The organism is Enterobacter sp. LU1, assembly GCF_008271405.2.
In the GTDB taxonomy this organism is placed as follows: domain Bacteria; phylum Pseudomonadota; class Gammaproteobacteria; order Enterobacterales; family Enterobacteriaceae; genus Enterobacter; species Enterobacter hormaechei_C.
Genome location: NZ_CP043438.2, coordinates 820,371 through 842,694, shown reverse-complemented (window position 1 = coordinate 842,694; position 22,324 = coordinate 820,371). Strand labels below are relative to the sequence as shown.

19 protein-coding genes are annotated in these 22,324 nt (G+C 53.1%); 13 read left to right on the top strand and 6 right to left on the bottom strand.

The features are described from left to right. Nucleotides 1-87: 87 nt before the first annotated feature. The 6 genes from FZF21_RS03965 to hrpB all read right to left on the bottom strand — a co-directional run bounded on the left by FZF21_RS03965 (nt 88) and on the right by hrpB (nt 10,320). Nucleotides 88-1,035, bottom strand: a complete 948-nt coding sequence (locus FZF21_RS03965) for a fimbrial protein (RefSeq protein WP_223862345.1) — start codon at nt 1,033-1,035, stop codon at nt 88-90. A 44-nt stretch (nt 1,036-1,079) separates the two neighbouring features. Then, on the bottom strand, nt 1,080-3,557 hold the full coding sequence (locus FZF21_RS03960) for a fimbria/pilus outer membrane usher protein (protein WP_047062356.1): 2,478 nt from the start codon (nt 3,555-3,557) through the stop codon (nt 1,080-1,082). A 20-nt stretch (nt 3,558-3,577) separates the two neighbouring features. Continuing rightward, complete coding sequence (locus tag FZF21_RS03955; protein ID WP_032682231.1) at nt 3,578-4,291, bottom strand: molecular chaperone; 714 nt, start codon at nt 4,289-4,291, stop codon at nt 3,578-3,580. A gap of 43 nt (nt 4,292-4,334) precedes the next feature. Further along, nucleotides 4,335-4,943, bottom strand: coding sequence for a fimbrial protein (locus FZF21_RS03950; protein ID WP_015572710.1), 609 nt, complete (start codon nt 4,941-4,943; stop codon nt 4,335-4,337). Nucleotides 4,944-5,215: 272 nt separating this feature from the next. Beyond that, on the bottom strand, nt 5,216-7,738 hold the full coding sequence (gene mrcB, locus FZF21_RS03945; RefSeq protein WP_017383751.1) for a bifunctional glycosyl transferase/transpeptidase: 2,523 nt from the start codon (nt 7,736-7,738) through the stop codon (nt 5,216-5,218). Nucleotides 7,739-7,890: 152 nt separating this feature from the next. Then, entirely contained in the window at nt 7,891-10,320 is a 2,430-nt protein-coding gene (gene hrpB, locus FZF21_RS03940; RefSeq protein WP_047737106.1) for an ATP-dependent helicase HrpB, read from the bottom strand. 73 nt (nt 10,321-10,393) lie between these two features. Here hrpB and thpR point away from each other — a divergent pair, with 73 nt between their 5' ends. From thpR to FZF21_RS03875, 13 genes are all read left to right on the top strand, one after another. Further along, nucleotides 10,394-10,948, top strand: a complete 555-nt coding sequence (thpR, locus tag FZF21_RS03935) for an RNA 2',3'-cyclic phosphodiesterase (protein WP_003856249.1) — start codon at nt 10,394-10,396, stop codon at nt 10,946-10,948. Next, nucleotides 10,938-11,642 carry a DNA/RNA nuclease SfsA gene (sfsA, locus tag FZF21_RS03930; RefSeq protein WP_017694492.1) on the top strand — a complete coding sequence of 235 codons (705 nt, stop codon included), beginning with the start codon at nt 10,938-10,940 and terminating at the stop codon, nt 11,640-11,642. Before thpR ends, sfsA begins: the two co-directional genes overlap by 11 nt. Before the next feature lie 176 nt (nt 11,643-11,818). Next, nucleotides 11,819-12,274 carry an RNA polymerase-binding protein DksA gene (gene dksA, locus FZF21_RS03925; protein ID WP_001155232.1) on the top strand — a complete coding sequence of 152 codons (456 nt, stop codon included), beginning with the start codon at nt 11,819-11,821 and terminating at the stop codon, nt 12,272-12,274. 59 nt (nt 12,275-12,333) lie between these two features. After that, entirely contained in the window at nt 12,334-13,224 is an 891-nt protein-coding gene (gluQRS, locus tag FZF21_RS03920) for a tRNA glutamyl-Q(34) synthetase GluQRS (RefSeq protein ID WP_047737108.1), read from the top strand. Between the two features lie 42 nt (nt 13,225-13,266). Next, on the top strand, nt 13,267-14,664 hold the full coding sequence (gene pcnB, locus FZF21_RS03915) for a polynucleotide adenylyltransferase PcnB (protein WP_026080645.1): 1,398 nt from the start codon (nt 13,267-13,269) through the stop codon (nt 14,662-14,664). Beyond that, nucleotides 14,661-15,140 (top strand): 2-amino-4-hydroxy-6-hydroxymethyldihydropteridine diphosphokinase, encoded by a 480-nt coding sequence (gene folK, locus FZF21_RS03910; RefSeq protein ID WP_047737110.1) that lies wholly within the window; start codon nt 14,661-14,663, stop codon nt 15,138-15,140. Before pcnB ends, folK begins: the two co-directional genes overlap by 4 nt. 123 nt (nt 15,141-15,263) lie before the next feature. Beyond that, nucleotides 15,264-16,055, top strand: coding sequence for a 3-methyl-2-oxobutanoate hydroxymethyltransferase (gene panB, locus FZF21_RS03905; protein ID WP_047737113.1), 792 nt, complete (start codon nt 15,264-15,266; stop codon nt 16,053-16,055). Nucleotides 16,056-16,066: 11 nt separating this feature from the next. After that, nucleotides 16,067-16,918, top strand: a complete 852-nt coding sequence (panC, locus tag FZF21_RS03900; RefSeq protein WP_047737115.1) for a pantoate--beta-alanine ligase — start codon at nt 16,067-16,069, stop codon at nt 16,916-16,918. Nucleotides 16,919-16,950: 32 nt separating this feature from the next. Then, nucleotides 16,951-17,331, top strand: coding sequence for an aspartate 1-decarboxylase (panD, locus tag FZF21_RS03895; protein WP_003856284.1), 381 nt, complete (start codon nt 16,951-16,953; stop codon nt 17,329-17,331). A gap of 277 nt (nt 17,332-17,608) precedes the next feature. Beyond that, entirely contained in the window at nt 17,609-18,217 is a 609-nt protein-coding gene (locus FZF21_RS03890) for a fimbrial protein (protein ID WP_017383757.1), read from the top strand. An 81-nt stretch (nt 18,218-18,298) separates the two neighbouring features. After that, a complete protein-coding gene (locus tag FZF21_RS03885) occupies nt 18,299-19,042 on the top strand; it encodes a fimbrial chaperone (protein ID WP_015572704.1) in 744 nt (247 codons plus the stop codon). 81 nt (nt 19,043-19,123) lie between these two features. After that, nucleotides 19,124-21,715 (top strand): outer membrane usher protein, encoded by a 2,592-nt coding sequence (locus tag FZF21_RS03880; protein WP_023303092.1) that lies wholly within the window; start codon nt 19,124-19,126, stop codon nt 21,713-21,715. A 28-nt stretch (nt 21,716-21,743) separates the two neighbouring features. After that, nucleotides 21,744-22,319 (top strand): fimbrial protein, encoded by a 576-nt coding sequence (locus FZF21_RS03875; RefSeq protein WP_015572703.1) that lies wholly within the window; start codon nt 21,744-21,746, stop codon nt 22,317-22,319. Nucleotides 22,320-22,324 lie beyond the last annotated feature (5 nt).

The following is a 22,324-nucleotide window of genomic DNA, read 5'->3' as shown; positions in this document are numbered from 1 at the left end:
AGGGTTTAAGAATTAACCAGATGAAAATAGAGGGTTAATGAAGTTAGCGAAATGATCGCTAAAGCCCGCCGAAACGGGCCGGAGGGCTTAACGATAGAAGAGTTCGAAAGTCGCGACGGCGTCGACTTTCCCGGCTTTAACCTCTCCCGTTTTGATGTAACGGGCTTTGAGTGGGATCTCAACCGGGACGTTGTCCTGGGTACGGGTTATTGCCGTGTAGCTCTGGTCGAACTGTAACACCGCATCGTTCTTGTCGAGGATTTGAATGCCTACGCCGCTTGCAGCGTTGTCTCCGGTAGCAATATTGAGGATATTGCCATCCGTTACGCCAGTCGACCCTGCACTGGTGAACTGATAATCAATTTTTGTCCCGGCGGCGCAGTCCGTAATATCAATCCTGAAACGACTGTCGGTCAGGATGTCAGAATACTGACCGTTAAAATCGTGCGCATTGACCGTTTCCAGCGGCACGTAGATGTTTTTATCCGCCAGGTTACAGGTGTTTGTCGTAATGTGCACACTGGTTGGTGAAAAGCGAATTTCGCCTATCACGTCGTTATCGTAAGTTTCATGTGAGGTTAACAGGGACGTATTAAGATCGCCCTCTTCGACTTCACCAATAACGATCAACTGAGCGGTAGCCCGGAAATTGTAATTCGTTGAAAAGCTTCTGATCGTGCCAAGATAAGTTTCCGGCCTGATAATGTCTTCTTCGGTATAGCTGGGGAACTGGGTTGTAGACGCTGCAACGCGAATGCCAATCCCGGTCACGTTGGTTTTATACACTCCGGGTAAAACATCTTCACGCGCATCAGCATCACTCAATGAGAGATAGCCTCTACGTACCCGAACGGAATCACCATCACATCTTTGCGCAATTTCACCTGATTCCACGCTGGCGTCATAAATAATGGTACCGACCTGAACGTCTGGCTCAAGCTGGATGACAGCGGGAATGTTGAAGGTAACAATTCCCCCGCTACTTCCGCCTCCCGTAAATGTACAAGTTGCGAATGCCGGAGCTGAAAACAGCATGATTAGGCCAGCCATTGCGCTGATGAATAGTTCTTTGCTACGCCTCATTGGCAATTTACCGTCATTTTCAAAATAGTTGCTGAGCGCCCGGGAGGGAGATCCCCCGCCCACGCACACCGTTGATCGCGCCCGTCACCCCACTGCACATTCAGGGAAACCGCTTCATGCAGACCGGTAAGCCAGACTTCTCCTTCATCACCGACGATAGCCGTTGCACTTTCCTGCGTGACAATGGCGCCGAAAGGTACCGGCTTGCCGTGGAAAAGCAGCGTGATAAGCGCACGCTTCCCCACTCGTGCATCAAAATTCGCTGAGATGGCCGCGCCTTTTGTTGGGACAACATCCTGGGTAGCGGCGGCAATTTCAATATCTTCACGATCCTGGGTGTTGACCGTAATACCGTTTTTCCGGTAGGCCGTCAGGGAAGGGACAATCGCGTTACCAAAGCGATCGGTGTAGATCCCTCGCCCGTTCTGTACTTTGACGTTATCGCCATCTTTGATATGGACAATGGCAAAGGCGTCGCGGACGGATTGCCCCAGGGTTACTCCATGTTCATGCGCAACAATTGAACCCTGCGCGCTGTAGTTCCACTGTCGGTTATCGCCCCCGTAGTTATACCCCAGCCCGACATCACCGGCAGATCCCCGGTAGCGCCCGGATACACTGCCACCATAGCCAGTATCGTGACTGGCATAGGTCTGCTGGAGGTTATAGCTGAGGTTATTGTTCTCAAGTGCCGTGCCGCCGATCCCTACCTGATGCGAAACGAATCCACCGCTGGCAGTGTTGGCGCTGTAAGTTGACCATGCGTTCGCTAGCCAGCGTGAAAGAGGTACGTTGACCATCAACGCCATTTGCCGATCGGTATTGGCGTCCGGCGTACGCGTCAGGCTGTAGCTTACCGACCAGGTTATACCGCGCCAGCCGGAGCTTAGCCCCGCACTGACGCTGCGCTCGTGTCCCGCCATGTTCCAGTAATCCTGCTGATAGCCATTAAGGTAAGCCGATCCCCAGTCCGAAACGCGTTGGGAAAGATTAACCTGCATGCGGCTGCGCCGATTATTGGTTCGCCGATAGGTATAAATCCCATCGTCAATCTCGCTGTCACGCTGGTCGACAGCTTCCTGAAAGGTATAAAACCCTGAGGTGGAATAACGGTAGCTGGCAAGCGTCACGGTGGTGTCTGTATCCGGAATATCCCTGGAATACTGCGCACGCCATGACATCCCGCGGGCATCATCTCGTCCATCATCAAAAGCCGTACGGGCGGCGGTCACATCCACGGATGCCGATCCGAAACGGCCAAGATCGGCCCCTGTTCCCGCCAGCATAGCCTGATACGACGATGCAACGAGCGCGCCGGCGTATGTTGTTACGCCATAAGGCAGGCCGTAAATGACCGTCCCTTGCAGAAAAGGGGGCTCGTCCTCACCTTCATTACCGCGATAACGCCCTGCCGCCAGCGAATATTTAAATGCCCCTTCCCGCTGTAGCACCGGTACCGATGCGCTGGCCTGGATGAAGCTGTGTTCGCTGCCGTCGGCCTCTTCCACCGTCACCTCCAGATCCGCGCCGGATGTGACCTGGCTTAAATCGCGGATCTCAAATGGCCCCGGAGAGACGTTGCTTTGATAAATGGTGTAGCCGTTTTGCCTGATGGTGACCTTTGCATCGCTATTTGCGATACCACGCACCACGGGGGCAAACCCCTGCTGGCTGGTGGGCAGCATGGAAGTATCCGTTTCCAGCTTCACGCCGGTCATTTGGACGCTGTCGAAAAGCTCGCCGTTAGTGTACGTCTGGCCTATCTCAAGCTGGCTTTGCAGGGTTTTGATATCACGTTGCAGCGTACTGGCGATTGCATCCCAACCGGCGTTGTCACTCCAGGTGCTGTTGTTACGCAACCGCCACGCCCCGAGGTTGATCCCCGACTCCAGACCAAGCCATGCAGATGACGTTTCACCAGAACGGTAGTGCTGCTGAGAGCCGCTAAACTGGTAGCTTGTCCAGGCGGCGGGAGCACCGTCATCCCAGAATTTAGGCTCGATAGCCCCGGCCGCAGCCTGGTCGCGGTATTTTTGCGGGATCACCAGCTTGAGGGTCTGATTATCCTGGTCGTAATCGTAGCGGGCATTATCAATAAAATGGGAGATGTCATCGATTATCACCGCATCATCCAGATCTTTCATGTCCGGGATCGTGTCGACTTTTACCCCTAATGCACGCAGATCCGCTTTGGTCAGCTCCGGTAACAGGCGCTGCTTATCGTCAGACAAGATCCAACTCACCGTGCGTTTATCCAGAACATCCCGATCCCACATAATGGTCGTCAGAAAGTTTCCGGGCAGTAAGCCATTATCATTGATGAAATTTTTTAGCGTTGAGGTGTTTTCCAGCGGAGTGTCCATCTCGAGGATCCGCAGGTTAAATTCGTCATCTGCACTCACAGGCTGGATCATCGCGAGCAGCGCTAACGCGATTCCCTTCAGAACCTGTTTGTAGAGTGGAGATGACGACATAGGGTACCAGCATTGTGTGTTTAAAGAGCCTGCTTGCGCTGGGAGGTTTGCGCGCCGAAATCGCTAATAGCAGTCCACGTCACGGGCCCGTTTGCAGATTGAGGCACAGAAAAATATTGCTCGCTGAAAGGTGCGACCATCATTGAAATTGCCCCCGGCGTGGTTTTTGTGTCAGTCACAGGGACACTTTTCCCGCCCACGGCCAGCTCGCCAAAGGAGACGTAAAACGGCGTTGGGTTTTTCGCAATGAGCCTGTTACCCTGGCGGCGGAAGGTGATTTTTTCATAGGCCTGAAGGGCATCGGCTTCTTTCAAATCAGCAGGGCGCCAGAACAGCTTCAGACGCGTTTTCATCGCGAATTGCAGCGTATTCTTGTCTTTTAAGTCAGGTGATAACGCCGAGACGGATTTCACATTCGCCAGAAATAAAGATTCGCGATCTGCGGGCAGATTTTTTTTATCGCCGGTAAAAATGATGTGCAAAAGGGTCTGACGATTTTCCTGTAATTTATAGACAGGCGGCGTAATGATGAAAGGTGCTTTTGCATCGTTGGGGTAACTCACCCAGCTTTGCACCAGATATCGAGTATGAGGGTCTTTATTTTTGAGTGCTATTTGTACTTCGGATTTATTCGATGGATAAATAATTCGCGTGCCACCGAGAACCACACTTGCCTGTACTGAACAGCAAGAGATAATCAAACATCCACCTAACAATTTTAATAAATAATTCATACTACGTTCCAGAAGGCAGCCCTTTCAGGCTGCCAAAATAGATTTAGCGATAAACAACCTCGAACGTTGCAGATGAGGAGTAGTGACCTGCTGTTGGTTTGTTATCACCAACCTGAATAACTTTCGCGGTGTAATTAAAGACAGATGCTGTGGCGCCAGTGGCATCGTTCGCAACATCGGTACCGGCTTCCGGTTCTGATCCGTTGAAAACCACGTCCCCCTTAGTCCCATTTTCATTACTGACAATGATGCCAACGTTGGTCGCATTGCCAGCGCCGGAAAGATCGTTCTTCAGGCGCTTGTATTCCGCATCCGTTGTGGTGCCGCTGAACTTGAGGTTCAGTTTGGCAACCAGCGGATCACATTTTTTCACTTCAATCTTAAAGGCCTTCGACGTCCCGACCTGACCGTCAGTACCAAAATCAGAAGGATAAGTATCTGCAAATGTGACGGTGGAAGTATTGGACCCCGAGCCATCAACATCAATTTCACAGGTATCCGCCACAATTTTTCCGGCGAAATTTACCGTACCAGAATCGTTCGCTGCAAATACCGGCAGAGAGAGTGCAGCCATAAGCGTGCTGGCCAGCACCGTTGAAACAACATATTTACTCATAACAATATCCTTATATGTGATGATGAAGATATCCATTCTTGATATATACAAAAATGTTGGGAAGTCCTCTAAGGAATATCCTGTGAGGTCAGTAAATTTCCGGAGAGGATTTAATCAGATTATTCTTCATCACGTCTAGATCGCAAAATGATAACACCCGAATAATCGGACACAACTTTCTGTTTTAGATGAAAAAAAGCAGAAATTAATAATTCTACATTTTAAATTTAATAATTTTAAATATAAATGAATGTAAACATAAAAAAAGGCCGCTTAATCCTTAAGCGGCCTTTTATTCAGGAAACTAATTAGTTTCCGCCAAACATGTCCTTGATCCAGCCGGCGACACCGTCGCTGTCTTTCTTCTCATTCTGCTGCTGCGGCTGTTGCTGCGGCTGCTGGGGTTGAGAAGACTGATCGAACGGGTTACCTGTCGGTTCTTCTGGCTGACTTTGCTGACACAGCGCATCCGGGTTAGTCGTCCAGACCGGCAGCGTACGCATCCCGCCACCGCAGATAAAGTTGCCCGATGCGTCCACGCCCATATCAACGATATCTTCCGGGGCAACCAGGTTCAGCGGCACCGGAGACTGGTTGGCCAGGTAGCGCTGGTAAATCGACATCGCACCGCTCGCGCCATACAGTTTGGTCGGCTGGTTGTTATCGCGCCCCACCCAGGTGATGACCACTTCACGACCATCAATACCGGCGAACCAGGTATCGACGTTGTTGTTGGTGGTCCCGGTTTTACCCGCCAGATGCAGGCCCGGATACTTCGCTCCCAGCTGACGGCCGGTACCGCGCTGGACAACCTGCTGCATGGTCCACAGCGTCATATAGGCCGCCTGCGCCGGAACTGCACGTTCTGCCTGCGGGAAGCTCTGATACAGCACGGAGCCATCTTCGGCAATCACCGAACGCAGAGCGGAAAGCGGAGCACGGTTACCGCCGCTGGCGATGGTCTGGAACGCCTGCGCCACTTCGATTGGCGTCAGGTTAAGCGCCCCCAGAATCATCGCTGGCACCGGGTGCAGCTGATCTTTCGGTACCCCCAGCTTCTGCCAGGTGTCGGTAATGGCCGGCAGGCCCAGCGCCATTCCGAGGTTAACCGTTGGCACGTTCATCGAGCGGGTTAACGCATCCACCAGCATGACCTGGCCGCTGAACTGTCTGTCATCGTTCTGCGGTGACCAAACCTGGCCGTTAGGCTGGCGCAGGGAAATTGGCGCATCGGCAATCCAGGTATTCAGGCGATAAAGATTCGGCTGGCTCAGCGCGGTCAGATAGGTCGCCGGTTTTGCCAGTGAACCAATTGAACGACGCGCCTGCATGGCACGGTTATAGCCCGCAAACTGCGGCTCAGCACCGCCCACCATGGCACGAACTTCGCCGGTGTTACGGTCAACCACTACCATCGCGGTTTCCAGATCGCTCAGCTTACGCTGCTTTTTCAGCGCCGGAATACCTTCTACCGCCGCTTTTTCTGCGGCGTCCTGTGCCACGGAGTCAAAGGTGGTAAAGATCTTCACGCCGGAGAGATCTTTCACTTTATCCCCGAGCTTAGACTGCAACTCCTGACGCACCATCTGCATAAAGGCTGGCTGCGGAGAAATCACCCCTCCACGCGGCTGAACGCCCAGCGGACGCGCGCTCAGCATGTCGTACAGCTCCTGGTCAATCACCTGCTGTTGTTGCAGCAGACGCAGCACCAGGTTACGACGTTCCAGCGCCAGTTTCGGGTTACGCCACGGGTTGTAGATCGACGCGCCTTTCACCATGCCCACCAGCAGCGCCTGCTGGTCAAGGCTCAGCTCTTCTACCGGACGACCAAAGTAGTACAGGCTCGCCAGCGGGAAGCCGCGGATCTCGTTGTCACCGCTCTGACCGAGGTACACCTCGTTCATGTACAGCTCAAGAATACGATCCTTGCTGTAGCGCGCATCCATCAGCACGGCCATGTACGCTTCGTTGGCTTTACGCCAGTAAGAGCGCTCGCTGGAGAGGAACAGGTTTTTCACCAGCTGCTGGGTCAGGGTACTTGCCCCCTGCACCGTACGCCCGGCAGTCAGGTTCGCCAGTACCGCACGACCAATGGAGTAAAGGCTAATACCGTCGTGCTCGTAGAAGTGGCGGTCTTCGGTTGCCAGCAGGGTATCTACCAGCAGATCCGGGAAGCCGTTACGCGCCACGAACAGGCGCTGTTCGCCGTTTGCGGACGACAGCATGGTGATGAGACGCGGATCGAGACGGAAGAAACCGAACTGGCGATCGTTATCCATGTTCTCAATGGTTTCCAGACGATCGCCGTCAAAGGTCAGACGCGCGCGCACCTGCCCTTCTTTACTGTCCGGGAAGTCGAACGGACGGCGGATCATCTCAATGCTTTTCGCCTGGACGGTAAATTCACCCGGACGGGTCATTTTCGTGACCTGACGATACTGTGTGGCTTGCAGCAGCTTCACCATCTCGTTCTTGCTGATGGACATGTCCGGCTCAAGGTTCACCATGCGACCGTACACTGCCGCAGGCAATTGCCAGACTTTCCCGTCGATACGGCTGCGGATCTTCTGATCCAGATAAACGCCGTAAATCGCGATCAGGACAACAAAAACAATGAACAGCTTCAGCAGCAACCAGAACCAGCCGCGCTTACCACGAGGCTTACGCCCTTTGCCTTTCCCTTTACGTGGCATCGGTTCTTCATCCTCATAATCGTCTTCATAGTCATCGTCATACTCCTCATCTCTGAGGCGACGACGGCTTACCTTTTCTTTCGCCGGACGCGTCGGCTTTCCCTTACGTCCTATTGGCTCGCGGTCATTCCCCGCCATGCTTTTTCTCCGCAACATTCAGGCGCAAAGGCCAGATTTTCTTATCTTGCACAGGTCAGTGAAAGAAGAAATCTCTCAAAGTTTGTTTATCCCTTTCCCCGTGGGAGAGGGCCGGGGTGAGGGCATCAGGCCGCACTCCCCTTTTCGATCCATTACGAATATTTCTTCGTGCGCCGTGTCGGCGCGGTATTCGCCGGATCGTCCGGCCAGACGTGTTTGGGATATCGCCCTTTCATCTCTTTCTGCACTTCACGATAGCTCCCCGCCCAGAACGCCCCCAGATCGCGGGTGATCTGCAAGGGACGATGCGCAGGCGAAAGCAGCTCAAGCACTAACGGCACGCGCCCTTCAGCGATGGACGGCGTGGTGGCCTCACCAAACATCTCCTGCATCCGAACCGCCAGCGCCGGCGGATTATCCTCATGATAACGAATGGCAATCCGGCTCCCGGTTGGCACAGTGTAATGCCCAGGCAGTTCACTATCCAGACGTTGACGTAACGACCAGTCCAGTAAATTCTGTAACGCTGCCTTAACATCAAGCACCTTCAGGGCGCGCAGCGAGTGTACGCCGTTCATCTGCGGCAACAGCCACTGTTCAAGCGTCGCGAGCAGCGTCTCATCATCCACCGCTGGCCACCCCTGTTCCGGCAGCCACTTCGCGGCGCAATGCAGGCGAATGCGATACTGTTCGGCCTCCGGCGTCCAGTTCAGTACGCTCAGCCCTTTTTCCCGAATGCCGTTCAGCATCGCCTGGTGTAACTCTTCCTCCGACGGCTTCGCCAGCGGTTTCGTCCCGAGCGTCAGTTTGCCAATCTGGCTACGACGGAACGCCTTCAGCGTGCCCTGGGCATCATCCCATTCCACGATGTTAGATTGCTGAAGCAGCTGCGGGCAGGCACGCGTCAGCGCGTCAATATCCACGGCAACCGCCTGTAAAATACGCGCGTCCGGGGAGTGGCTGCCCTGGAGCAAGAGCGGCGCGATCAGCCATTCGTGACGCGTCAGGGCGTCATCGCTGTCCAGCATCGCGCCCATCCCATTTGCCAGCTGATAGCGACCATCCAGCCCGCGACGGCGAGCGATCCTGTCCGGGAAGGCCTGGGCCAGCAGAGGGATAACTTTATCGCTGTCAGGCGAACCGCCCCGGCAATTCAGGCGTTTACACAGCTGCTGCGCGCGTTGTTGCCAGTTTCCCTGATGGCGAGAAAAGGCCTGTCCCAGATCGCTGCTGCCACCGCGCGGCGGCTCCTCAAGAATAGCCGCCAGTTTTGCCGCCGTGGCAATTTCATCGTCGCCCTGTGCTGCCACCAGCATTGCCGCCAGACGCGGATCGTTGCCCAGCGCCGCCATTTTCTGACCGCGCGCCGTCAGTCGCTCGTCTTCCAGCGCGCCAAGCTGGGTCAGCAGGCTGCGCGCGGCGGAAAGGTTCACGACAGGCGGAGGATTAAGCCAGGTGAGCTGGTCAGGGTCCGGGCAGCCCCACTGCATCAGATCCATCACCAGCCCGGAGAGATCGCTTTGTAAAATCTCAGGCGTGCTCTGCAATGTCGCACGCTCCGCCTGCTCGGCGCTGGTTAAATGCAGGCAAATACCCGGCTCAAGACGCCCTGCTCGCCCTGCGCGCTGCACCATTGAGGCCTGGCTGATGCGCTGCGTCAGTAGCCTGGTCAGCCCGGTACGCGGATCAAAACTGGCCACCCTCTCCTGCGTACTGTCCACCACCAGGCGAATGCCTTCGATGGTCAAACTGGTTTCCGCGATATTGGTTGCCAGCACCACTTTGCGCTGCCCCGCCGGTGCGGGAAGGATCGCCTTGCGCTGGTCAGCCAACGGCAGCGCGCCGTAGAGCGGGCACAGCATAACGTCACTGTTCACCCGGGATGCCAGCTGCTCCTGTACGCGCTGGATTTCGCCTACGCCGGGTAAAAACAGCAGCAGCGAGCCGGGTTCCTGACGGAGCAATTCGGCGGTGGCGATGGCAACCGCTTCGTCAAAACGCTGATGGGCAGGCAGCGGCTGATAGCGGCGCTCGACCGGGAACGCACGCCCTTCAGAGGCGATCATCGGCGCATCAGGGAGCGTCTGCCGGAGCCGCTCGTTATCCAGCGTCGCCGACATAATCAGCAACCGAAGGTCGTCGCGCAGCCCCTGCTGAACGTCGAGCAGCAGCGCAAGGGCCAGATCGGCCTGGAGGCTACGCTCGTGAAATTCATCAAGGATCACCAGCCCGACGCCGGTCAGCTCCGGATCGTTTTGCAGCATACGGGTGAGAACACCCTCGGTGACCACCTCCAGCCGCGTGGACGGTCCAACGCAGGTTTCGGCGCGCATCCGGTACCCTACCGTCTCGCCCGGTTTTTCATTCAGCAGTTCCGCCAGGCGCTGCGCCACATTGCGCGCGGCCAGCCTGCGTGGCTCCAGCAGGATAATTTTCCCGCTGATGCTCCCCTCGCGCAGAATTTGCAGGGGCAGCCAGGTGGATTTACCCGCTCCGGTGGGCGCGCTGAGCATAACCTGTGGCGCATGTTCTAAGGCTGCGAGAAGCTCAGGAAGGACGACGGCGACGGGCAAAGAGGACACTTAGGGCTCCAGAGGGTTAACATTAATCGGCGTACATTGTAGCATCGGCGCATATCATTACCGAGTCTTGCCCATGTCTGAGTCAAAACGGCTATTCTTCGCCATTGAATTACCCACCACGCTTCAACGGCAGATTGTTCGCTGGCGCGCCAGCCACTTCCCCGCGGAAGCGGGCCGCCCCGTCGTCGCCGCCAATATGCACCTGACGTTAGCCTTTCTTGGTGAAGTAAGCGCTGAAAAGCAGCGCGCGTTAAGCGCAATGGCCGGACGCATTTCGCAGCCGGGGTTTACGCTGCATCTTGACGATGCCGGGCAATGGCTGCGCTCTCGGGTGGTCTGGCTGGGGACGCGGCAGCCCCCTCGCGGACTGCTACAGCTCGCCAACATGCTGCGGGCGCAGGCCGCGCGCAGCGGCTGTTATCAGAGCCCGCAGCCGTTTCATCCCCACATTACCCTGCTGCGCGATGCGGGTCAGGCCGTTGCCATCCCGCCACCGGGCTTTCACTGGTCCTTTCAGGTGAATGAATTTGCGCTGTACGAATCTGCCTTTGTACAAGGACGCACCCGCTATACTCCGCTTCAGCGCTGGACGCTGGGCGACACGTTAAGGAATCCTGATGAAGTTTAGCCCTGCACTCCAGCCCGCCACGCTGATCCAGCGTTACAAACGCTTTCTCGCTGACGTGATCACCCCTGAGGGCGAAACGCTCACGCTGCACTGCCCTAACACCGGCGCCATGACCGGTTGCGCCACGCCGGGTGACACGGTCTGGTATTCCACATCAGAAAATACTAAACGCAAATATCCTCATACCTGGGAAATGACCGAGACGCAAAGCGGGGCATTTATTTGCGTGAATACCCTGCGCGCAAATCAGTTGGTTAAGGAAGCCCTGACAAATGGAATGCTTCCTGAACTGGTGGGTTACGGCACGCAAAAAAGCGAAGTGAAATATGGCGATGAAGGCAGCAGAATTGATTTTATGTTACAGGCGGAAGACCGCCCTGAGTGCTATATTGAAGTGAAATCAGTGACGTTAGCGGAACAGGAAAACGGCTTCTTTCCGGATGCGGTAACGCTACGTGGCCAGAAGCATCTGCGAGAGCTAATGAGTGTAGCGGCGGCGGGCAAGCGCGCCGTGTTGCTGTTTGCGGTTCTGCATTCAGCCATTGAACGGTTTTCCCCGGCCCGTCATATTGATCCTAAATACGCGCAATTGTTGAATGAGGCACAAAAGCAGGGGGTAGAGATTTTCGCTTATAAAGCGGAACTTTCTGCCGATAATATGACTCTGAGATCCTCTCTTCCCATTGTCTTATAAGGGATTAGACGATTGACTAATAAGTGTTCTGGCCGCGTGCGCAAATACGCTTTTCCTCACAGGGTTGTCAAGTGTTACGTTTAGATAATTGCCATACGGAAAAGCATCTGCTATTTATAGCGACCTGATTTTTCCCCCAACACGGGGATCGATAGTGCGTGTTAAGGAGAAGCAACATGCAAGAAGGGCAAAACCGTAAAACATCGTCCCTGAGTATTCTCGCCATCGCTGGGGTGGAGCCGTATCAAGAGAAGCCGGGCGAAGAGTATATGAACGAAGCCCAGCTGTCGCACTTCAAGCGTATTCTTGAAGCATGGCGTAATCAACTCAGGGATGAAGTCGATCGCACCGTTACACATATGCAGGATGAAGCTGCTAACTTCCCGGACCCGGTCGACCGTGCCGCTCAGGAAGAAGAGTTCAGCCTCGAACTGCGTAACCGTGACCGCGAGCGCAAACTGATCAAAAAGATCGAAAAAACGCTGAAGAAGGTCGAGGACGAAGATTTTGGCTACTGCGAATCCTGCGGTGTTGAAATCGGTATTCGTCGCCTGGAAGCGCGTCCAACAGCCGATCTGTGCATCGACTGTAAAACGCTGGCAGAAATCCGCGAAAAACAGATGGCCGGCTAACGCTTGCCCTCTCACTACTCAGCTAAGGCGGGAGTCTCTCCCGCCTTGTTACCGTTGATATGTCTGAATCTCACTATATTGGGCGCTTTGCGCCATCTCCCTCCGGTGAATTACACTTCGGCTCATTAATTGCCGCGCTCGGCAGCTACCTACAGGCTCGCGCCCGTCAGGGTCAATGGCTGGTCCGCATTGAAGATATCGATCCTCCACGTGAAGTTCCCGGTGCAGCAGAAACTATTCTGCGTCAGCTGGAACATTACGGTCTTCACTGGGATGGCGACGTACTCTGGCAGTCTCAACGCCATGATGCCTACCGTGAACGTCTGGCGTGGCTTGCTGAACAGGGCCTTTCCTATAACTGCACCTGCACGCGGGCGCGTATTCAGAGCGTAGGTGGCGTTTATGACGGCCACTGCCGTACGCGGCACAACGGTCCTGATAATGCCGCCGTACGGCTAATACAGCGTTCTCCGGTGACGCAGTTTACCGACGTTCTCTCAGGAATAATTCAGGCGGATGAGCGCCTGGCGCGTGAAGATTTTATTATTCACCGTCGTGATGGTTTGTTTGCCTATAACCTGGCGGTGGTTGTCGATGACCATTTCCAGGGTGTTACGGAAATCGTGCGCGGGGCGGATCTGGTTGAGCCTACCGTGCGGCAAATATCGCTTTACCAGCAGTTTGGCTGGGCGGTGCCGGATTACATCCATCTGCCGCTGGCAGTCAATGAACAGGGAAATAAGCTATCGAAACAGAATCATGCCCCGGCGCTGCCTGACGGCGATCCGCGCCCGGTTTTGATCGACGCGCTGCGATTTCTCAACCAGAATGTAACGCAGGAATGGCAGGATCTGAGTCTGGATGAATTGCTGAAAACGGCCATTGCTGACTGGGCGCTTATGGCCGTGCCAAAAATCCAGCATTCTCAAATGCGTTGCGCTGAGCTATGATTAGCCGCTTTTTTGATAACAAAACACACTACGAGGTGTACTATTTTTACCCGAGTCGCTAATTTTTGCCGTAAAGTGCTGAGCCGCGAAGAGAGCATGGCGAACGACGCTATTGCACAGCCACACATGTCGGTCATTCCGCGTGAGCAGCACAATATTTCCCGCAAAGATATCAGTGAAAATGCCCTCAAGGTGCTCTATCGTCTGAATAAAGCAGGCTACGAGGCCTATCTCGTCGGCGGCGGGGTGCGCGATTTACTGCTGGGCAAAAAACCAAAAGATTTCGACGTGACGACCAGCGCCACGCCTGAGCAGGTGCGTAAATTATTCCGCAACTGCCGTCTGGTTGGCCGCCGTTTCCGTCTGGCGCACGTGATGTTTGGACCGGAAATTATTGAAGTGGCGACCTTCCGCGGTCACCACGAAGCGGGCGTTAACGATCGCACGACTTCCCAGCGCGGCCAAAACGGTATGCTGCTGCGCGACAACATCTTCGGCTCTATTGAAGAAGATGCTCAGCGTCGCGATTTCACCATCAACAGCCTGTACTACAGCGTGGCGGATTTTACCGTGCGCGATTACGTCGGCGGTATGCAGGATCTGAAAGACGGCCTGATTCGCCTGATCGGCACGCCGGAAACGCGCTATCGCGAAGATCCGGTCCGAATGCTGCGCGCCGTGCGTTTCGCCGCCAAGCTGAACATGCGTATCAGCCCGGAAACCGCAGAGCCGATCCCGCGCCTGGCGACGCTGATCAACGACGTACCCCCTGCCCGTCTGTTTGAGGAGTCGTTAAAGCTGCTCCAGGCAGGCTACGGGTTTGAAACCTACAACCTGCTGCGTGAATACAACCTGTTCCAGCCGCTGTTCCCGACCATTACCCGCTACTTCACCGAAAACGGTGACAGCGCAATGGAGCGGATAATTGCGCAGGTGCTGAAGAACACCGATACCCGTATTCATAACGATATGCGCGTGAATCCGGCGTTCCTGTTCGCGGCCATGTTCTGGTATCCGCTGCTGGAAACGGCGCAGCGCATTACCCAGGAGAGCGGTCTCGCCTATTATGATGCGTTCGCGCTGGCGGCAAACGACGTGCTGGACGAAGGCTGTCGCACGCTGGCGATCCCGAAACGTATTACCACGCTGGTGCGTGATATCTGGCAGCTTCAGCTGCGTATGTCCCGCCGTCAGGGTAAACGCGCCTGGAAGCTGATGGAGCATCCTAAGTTCCGCGCCGCGTTCGATCTGCTCTCTCTGCGTGCTGAAGTTGAAAGGAACCCGGAACTACAGCGCCTGGCGCAGTGGTGGGGCGAGTTTCAGGTTTCTGCGCCACCGGAGCAAAAAGATATGCTTACGGATCTGGATGATGAACCGGCACCGCGCCGTCGTCACCGTCGCCCGCGCAAACGCGCACCGCGTCGTGAAGGTACGGCATGACCCTTGCGTATATCGCCATCGGCAGCAATCTGGCCTCTCCGCTGGAGCAGGTTAACGCTGCCGTGCAGGCTCTGGGAGAGATCCCCCAAAGCCGCATTGTCGCGCTGTCCTCATTTTACCGTACGCCGCCGCTTGGCCCGCAGGATCAGCCTGATTATCTGAACGCCGCCGTGGTGCTGGAAACGACCCTTGACGCAGAAACGCTGCTGGATAATACCCAGCGTATTGAGCTACAGCAGGGTCGCGTCCGCAAAGCCGAACGCTGGGGACCGCGCACGCTCGATCTCGATATTATGCTTTTCGGTCACAAGGTGATTAACACCGAACGCCTCACCGTTCCGCATTACGACATGAAAAACCGCGGGTTTATGCTCTGGCCGCTGTTTGAAGTCGCGCCCGATCTCACCTTCCCAGACGGCGCCTCGCTGCACGCCGTTCTGCAAAATCTCAACGCGGATAAACCGGCCCGCTGGTAATCCCGCCTCTGCATCGATTAACCATTTATTATTTGCGGTTAATCGATTGCCTAAAATCATTGTTCCCTCGAATGTTACTGTTAGAATGCGCAAAGATTCGCTTTTGGGCCATCAGGAAACAGTATGAAACCAACCACCATCTCCTTATTGCAGAAATGCAAACAGGAAAAAAAACGCTTCGCCACTATCACCGCGTATGACTACAGCTTCGCAAAACTGTTTGCCGAAGAAGGGATCAACGTCATGCTGGTCGGAGACTCGTTAGGGATGACGGTACAGGGACATGATTCCACTCTGCCGGTCACGGTCGAGGATATTGCTTACCATACCCGCGCCGTGCGCCGGGGTGCCCCCGCCTGCCTGCTGCTTTCCGATCTGCCGTTTATGGCGTATGCCACCCCGGAACAGGCCTTCGAAAATGCAGCGACAGTGATGCGCGCTGGCGCCAATATGGTCAAAATCGAAGGCGGCGCCTGGCTGGTCGATACGGTGAAAATGCTCACCGACCGCGCCGTGCCGGTTTGTGGTCATTTGGGGCTGACGCCGCAGTCTGTCAACATCTTTGGCGGATATAAGGTGCAGGGCCGAGGCGATGCGGCGCAGACGCTGTTTGATGATGCCGTGGCGCTGGAAGCCGCAGGCGCGCAGCTGCTGGTGCTGGAGTGTGTGCCGGTTGAGCTGGCTAAGCGTATCACTGAGGCGCTGTCGATTCCGGTGATCGGCATCGGCGCGGGCAACGTCACCGATGGCCAGATTCTGGTCATGCACGACGCCTTCGGGATCACCGGCGGCCACATTCCAAAATTTGCAAAAAATTTCCTGACAGAAGCAGGCGACATACGTGCTGCTGTGCGGCAGTATATTGCCGAAGTTGAGTCCGGCGTTTATCCGGGCGAAGAACACAGTTTCCATTAAGGAGTCCAGGTGTGCTAATCATAGAAACTCTGCCGCTGCTACGTCAGCATATCCGCCGCGCACGTCAGGAAGGTAAACGTATTGCACTGGTCCCGACCATGGGCAATCTGCACGACGGGCATATGAAGCTGGTCGATGAAGCGAGAGCCCGGGCAGATATCGTGGTGGTCAGTATTTTCGTTAACCCGATGCAGTTCGATCGCGAAGACGATCTGGCGCGCTACCCACGTACCTTGCAGGAAGATTGCGAGAAGCTCAAAAAACGTCATGCGGATATCGTCTTCGCACCGGCACCCGCAGAAGTGTATCCCCAGGGTACCACTGAATCGACCTACGTCGACGTGCCGGGTATTTCGACCATGCTGGAGGGCGCCAGCCGCCCGGGCCATTTCCGTGGCGTCTCCACCATCGTCAGCAAGCTGTTTAACCTTGTGCAGCCGGACATCGCCTGCTTTGGCGAGAAAGATTTCCAGCAGTTGGCGCTGATCCGCAAAATGGTTGCCGACATGGGCTACGACATCGAGATCGTCGGCGTGCCGATTGTACGCGCGAAAGATGGCCTGGCGCTCAGTTCCCGTAACGGCTATCTGACCGCCGAACAGCGTAAAATTGCGCCGGGCTTAAGCAAAGTCATGAATACCATGGCAGAGCAACTGCTGGCAAAAGAGTTAACAGCAGAAGAGATCATCGCCCTGGCTGAACAGGCGCTGAACGAGAAAGGTCTTCGTGCTGACGACGTTCAAATTCGGGATGCCGATACGCTTCTGGCACTTACAGAGACCAGCAAACGTGCGGTAATTCTGGTGGCGGCATGGCTCGGCCAGGCCCGCCTTATCGATAACAAAGTGGTTGAGCTGGCGTAGTTTTTCTACCCGGAAGATGAAAGGTAAACGTAATGATTCGCAAAATGCTGCAAGGTAAACTTCACCGTGTGAAAGTCACTCAGGCCGACCTGCATTATGAAGGCTCCTGCGCGATCGACCAGGATTTTCTCGACGCGGCGGGTATTCTCGAAAACGAAGCCATTGATATCTGGAACGTAAATAACGGCAAACGCTTCTCTACCTACGCCATTGCCGCTGAGCGCGGGTCCAAAATCATCTCCGTCAACGGGGCGGCGGCGCACTGCGCGGACGTAGGCGATATCGTGATTATCGCCAGCTTTGTCATGATGTCTGACGAAGAAGCGCGTCGCTGGCAGCCAAAAGTAGCCTACTTTGAAGGCGACAATGAGATGAAACGTACCGCGAAGGCGATTCCGGTACAGGTTGCCTGATAATATTTATCCCACGACCCATTCCTGCGCATTTATTAAATGAATGGGTCTTTAAAAAGCATTTATAGAATTAATATTCAAACTCTCCCCGCACAACCAGACAATCCCATCACATTGATAACAAATAATTTTAAATTTACTAAACTATTCATTTAGTTTAAATCACGCACAACATCTATATTTCATTGAGATTAACAATATAATTCGCCACGAAATTTAATTTCAAATAAAAGATTTACGGGCACTTATTATTCACTCAACGAATATGGATATTTAAATGATTTCTAAAAAATATGGTTTGGCAATTGCTATGGCAAGCGTATTGGCTGCGGGTTCAGCGGTAGCAGCAGATCCTGACACCGGCACTATTACTTTCCACGGCATGGTTTCTAACAATACTTGCCAGGTCTCCCTTGACCAGAAAATCGATCAGAACGGTAACGATTTTGACGTGACTCTGGACACTGTATTTGTGCGTGATTTCGCAAACGCACTGGGTAGCACCAGCACCCTGGGTGAAAAGAAATTCAGCCTTTCACTGACCGGTTGTGATACCGCAACTGTGAAGAAAGCATCTGCACAGTTCTCTTCCTGGGCTGGCTCCTCTTCTACCGAAGGCGGTCTGCTGGTTCCACCAAGCAATGCTCAGGGTTCAGCTAAGAACGTTAACCTGGTGCTGTCAAACGACGGTAACTCAGCTGTCGATCAGATCAAAATTGACCAGACTAACAACTCCCAGAAAGCAACCATCGATGAAACTTCTGGCGCAGGAAACCTGTACTACCGCGTAGCGTACACCCAGGGTCAGGGTTGGGATGCAACAAGTAATCCAGTTTCTGCTGGTACCGTGCAGGCACAGGTTGCCTTCACCATGATTTACGAATAAGAGATTCGTAAACTTTAAATTAAGCAATCCTTCATGATGAATGAGGGATTGCTTGTGTAATTCCAAAAGGAAGTGGAAAAAATGTCTCATTCAGTCTTCATTAAAAGTTTTCAAGCCGTATTGCTCGCAACTGCCGTTTTGGCCACATCGAATGCAAGTGCGGATATTGTTATTTCCGGCACCCGTATTATCTATCCACAGTCATCGAAGGATGTTGTTGTTAATCTCGATAACCATGGAACCAAACCGCTTTTGGTTCAAACCTGGCTTGATGATGGGCGTGATGGCGTAAATCCGGAAGAGTTAAAGCTTCCTTTTATCATTACCCCTCCAGTATCCCGTATTGACCCGAAAAAAGGCCAATCCGTACGTATTACCTACACAGGTACACCTTTACCACAGGATCGTGAATCGCTTTTCTGGTTCAATGTCCTGGAGATTCCACCAAAATCAAAAGCTGCGGATAAAGAGAATCTTAACCAGCTTCAGCTGGCATTCAGAACACGTATTAAATTCTTTTACCGTCCTGACGGGTTAAAAGGCTCGGCAGGTGAAGCAGCTGAGCATTTGACATGGACGCAGAAAAAAGAAGGAAACGCGGTTAAGCTTGTTGCCCATAATAATTCACCGTATAACGTCTCCGTTTCGGCGGTAACCATTAAAGCCAGTCAAAAAACATACGACGTTGATCATAAGGCCGTTCCACCGTTCAGTGATACCACAATGACGGTTAAAGGTTTAGCTTCTGCCGTAAATGGTAAAGTAGAGTTTGATTCTATTAATGACTATGGCGGCACAGACCATCACGAAGCGGGACTAAAATAGAGCACCCTTTAATACATATAATAATTAATAGCATTAACTCTGTGGAGAGGACCCTCTCTGCACTGATTAAGTGGATGTGCCATGTTATTTAAACGTTCTCTTTTATGTCTTACGATAAGTGCAGCATTGCCTTTTTATGCCTGTGCAGAAAATATCACGCCAGCAAAAGATCTGCCTGATAATGAAGAAGAGGTCGAGTTTAACGATCAATTTCTTTTAAATGGCAGCGCTAATATTGATATTAATCGTTTTTCACATGGCAACCCGGTTTTACCGGGGACCTATCGCACTAAGATCAACCTGAACGGTAAACTGAAGTCCACCGTAGAGGTCACGTTTAAAGATAACGGAACACCTCGTGCGACCCCGTGCATAACAAAACTGCTGCTGTCACAATCGGGTGTCGACACCAGCACATTGCCTGACGGACCGGAAGACGATGAAACCTGCGTCGATATTAAAAAATCTTTCGCTGGCGCTACGGTTAGCTATGACAGTGGCAAGCAGGCTATGGATTTTAATTTTCCCCAGATTTATGTGCTGAAACGCCCGGCGGGCTATGTCGATCCATCGTTGTGGGATAACGGGATTCCTGCCGCTCTGCTCTCTTATGACATGAACGGCTGGCGTAGCGAGAACAACGGCAGTACATCAGAAAGTGCATATGTAGGGTTACGCTATGGTCTGAATATGGGGCCATGGCGCCTGCGCTCGCGTGGCAATTTTAACTGGGACAAAGATAGCGGCACAAAATACTCCAGTCAGGATGTCTATTTGCAGCGCGATATTACACCATTGAGTGCTCAGTTTGTCATCGGCGACTCTTACACGCGTGGCGAGGCATTTAACTCTATGAGCCTTCGCGGCGCACGCATGTACAGTGACGATCGCATGTTGCCAATGGGGTCCACAGGCTACGCGCCTGTCATTCGGGGTGTCGCGAACAGTAACGCGAAGGTCAGCGTCACGCAGAGCGGCAATAAGATTTATGAAACCTCGGTGCCACCAGGCGCGTTTGAAATAAACGACCTGAGTACCACAGGTTACGGAAATGATTTACTGGTAACGATTGAAGAAGCTGATGGCAGCAAACGCTCCTTTACCGTACCCTTTTCATCCGTCACGCAGATGCTCCGTCCGGGAGCCTCTCGCTGGGACGTCGGTTTAGGTGAGTTAAATGACGATTCACTGATTGATGCGCCTAAAGTGGGTTACGGTACGCTTTACTATGGCCTGAATAATACGTTCACGGGTTATATTGGCGCGCAATATACCGACATGGATTTTTATGCCGGTATTCTCGGCGTGGCAATGAACACCCCTGTTGGTGCGTTTGCATTCGACGTTACGCAATCTTATGCAGATATTGAGGGGCTGGATAAATTAAGCGGGCAAAGTTATCGTTTAACCTACAGCAAAATGATTGAGTCGACGAATACTTCCTTTAACGTTGCGGCTTATCGTTTCTCGACGGAAGACTACCTGACGCTTAACGATGCGGCGCAACTTCAGGACAGTATTAGGCACCAGAAGTACTCAAACCGTAGCTATGACTCAAACGAAGCGCTATATGCAGACTATCAGCGCACCAAAAACCAGGTGCAAATTAGTCTTAACCAACCGCTGACCTCCGGAGAAGACAATTTTGGCTCCCTGTATGTAAGCGGCACCTGGCAGGATTACTGGAACGCGACGGGCTCTACTTCCAATTACAATATTGGGTATAACAATAGCTTCACCTACGGCAGCTACAGCTTGTCATTACAGCGAACCTATGATCAGAACGGCAAGAAAGACGACAGCGTTTATTTAAGCCTAAGCATTCCATTAAGTGTATTCTCAAAAGATAGAGGGAATGCCGGTGGATTCTCGAACATCAATATGGGATTACGTTCCGACCTTAAAGGCGGCACAAGCTTTAACACGTCCGCGGGTGGAAATACGCAAGATAATAAGGTGAGTTATTCCGTTAGCGCCTCGTCAAACAGTGGTAATTATGGTGACCTGAATCAGATAAGCGGCTACGGGTCCTATAACAGTGAATATGGCCCGCTGGGTTTATCTGCCTCTTTTGGTGATGACAACAGTAAACAATATTCTGCCTCCTATAACGGTGGCATGGTCATCCATTCAGGAGGTATTGCATTTGCGCCAGGGAGTATTGGTGACAACGATGCGCTGGCACTGGTCAAAGCGAGTGGTGCGAAAGGCGCCGGTATCGGCTTTGGTAACAGCGAAATAGGCAGTTCCGGCTATGGCATTCTGCCTTATATGTCTGCCTACCGTGAAAACCGCGTATACCTTGATATCAGCACGCTGGAAAACGACGTTGAAATTAAAAACACCAGTGAAATTACGGTTCCCCGCAGTGGTTCCGTTGTGCTGGTTGATTTTGCAACCGATGAAGGTCGTTCATTAATTTTAGAACTTAAGCGCACCGATAACGGATTTATTCCTTTAGGCGCTGATGTTTTAAATGAAAAAAATGAATCTATTGGCACCGTGGGACAGGCGGGGCAAGCCTATGTCCGCGGCGTTGAGGATGAAGGCACGCTTCATGTTGTCTGGGGAAGCGATAAAGACAGTAAATGTGACGTGCATTATAACGTCTCATCACATGCTCAAAAAGTAGGACTTACAACGGTGCTCAGCAATCAAGTGTGCCAGATGTAATTATTCGGGAAAATAGACGAGAGTTTGTATGAAAAAAAATCTTTATAGCCTGTCAGTCGTTGCCGTAACGATGCTGGCGTTATCAGGTTCGGCGCTCGCCGAGGGCACGAATCTCGATGTTAACTTTACGGCCAATATCCGTGAAACCACTTGTGATATGAAACTGATGGGCGGTACGGGTTCCGATACGGATCAAACACTGCTCATTGGTAACGGCGGCCAGGTGCGTCTCGACGATGTCAAAGCTGGCACCGCAAATGCCAATTTCAAAATTGTGATTGTTGAATGCCCGGCCTCTCTGACCTCACTGAAAGCCACGGTAAAAGGAAGCCAATCGGGTTATTTGCTTAGCGGCCTTGTTAATCAAAAACCAAAAGCCGATGGAGGCGCAGATTTCTCTGCTGTTGAAATTGCCAGAGCCAGCGCACCGGAGGCCCCTTTTATCATCAACTCTGACGATGATGCTAAGCGACTGGTCTGGAGTGCAACAGAAATCCAGAATAAAGAAGTTCCTTTAGTAGCCACAATACGTGAAACCAAAGTTAATAGCATGACAGTTGGTGATTTTGAGGCTACTGCGACTTTTGAATTTAGCTACGAGTAATTGGT

What these genes read in the sequence shown, in the direction of transcription:
- FZF21_RS03965 (WP_223862345.1), bottom strand. Translation starts at nt 1,035, where the DNA reads ATGCTGTTTTCAGCTCCGGCATTCGCAACTTGTACATTTACGGGAGGC.
- FZF21_RS03960 (WP_047062356.1), bottom strand. Translation starts at nt 3,557, where the DNA reads ATGTCGTCATCTCCACTCTACAAACAGGTTCTGAAGGGAATCGCGTTA.
- FZF21_RS03955 (WP_032682231.1), bottom strand. Translation starts at nt 4,291, where the DNA reads ATGAATTATTTATTAAAATTGTTAGGTGGATGTTTGATTATCTCTTGC.
- FZF21_RS03950 (WP_015572710.1), bottom strand. Translation starts at nt 4,943, where the DNA reads ATGGATATCTTCATCATCACATATAAGGATATTGTTATGAGTAAATAT.
- mrcB (WP_017383751.1), bottom strand. Translation starts at nt 7,738, where the DNA reads ATGGCGGGGAATGACCGCGAGCCAATAGGACGTAAGGGAAAGCCGACG.
- thpR (WP_003856249.1), top strand. Translation starts at nt 10,394, where the DNA reads ATGTCTGAGTCAAAACGGCTATTCTTCGCCATTGAATTACCCACCACG.
- sfsA (WP_017694492.1), top strand. Translation starts at nt 10,938, where the DNA reads ATGAAGTTTAGCCCTGCACTCCAGCCCGCCACGCTGATCCAGCGTTAC.
- dksA (WP_001155232.1), top strand. Translation starts at nt 11,819, where the DNA reads ATGCAAGAAGGGCAAAACCGTAAAACATCGTCCCTGAGTATTCTCGCC.
- gluQRS (WP_047737108.1), top strand. Translation starts at nt 12,334, where the DNA reads ATGTCTGAATCTCACTATATTGGGCGCTTTGCGCCATCTCCCTCCGGT.
- folK (WP_047737110.1), top strand. Translation starts at nt 14,661, where the DNA reads ATGACCCTTGCGTATATCGCCATCGGCAGCAATCTGGCCTCTCCGCTG.
- panB (WP_047737113.1), top strand. Translation starts at nt 15,264, where the DNA reads ATGAAACCAACCACCATCTCCTTATTGCAGAAATGCAAACAGGAAAAA.
- panD (WP_003856284.1), top strand. Translation starts at nt 16,951, where the DNA reads ATGATTCGCAAAATGCTGCAAGGTAAACTTCACCGTGTGAAAGTCACT.
- FZF21_RS03890 (WP_017383757.1), top strand. Translation starts at nt 17,609, where the DNA reads ATGATTTCTAAAAAATATGGTTTGGCAATTGCTATGGCAAGCGTATTG.
- FZF21_RS03885 (WP_015572704.1), top strand. Translation starts at nt 18,299, where the DNA reads ATGTCTCATTCAGTCTTCATTAAAAGTTTTCAAGCCGTATTGCTCGCA.
- FZF21_RS03880 (WP_023303092.1), top strand. Translation starts at nt 19,124, where the DNA reads ATGTTATTTAAACGTTCTCTTTTATGTCTTACGATAAGTGCAGCATTG.
- FZF21_RS03875 (WP_015572703.1), top strand. Translation starts at nt 21,744, where the DNA reads ATGAAAAAAAATCTTTATAGCCTGTCAGTCGTTGCCGTAACGATGCTG.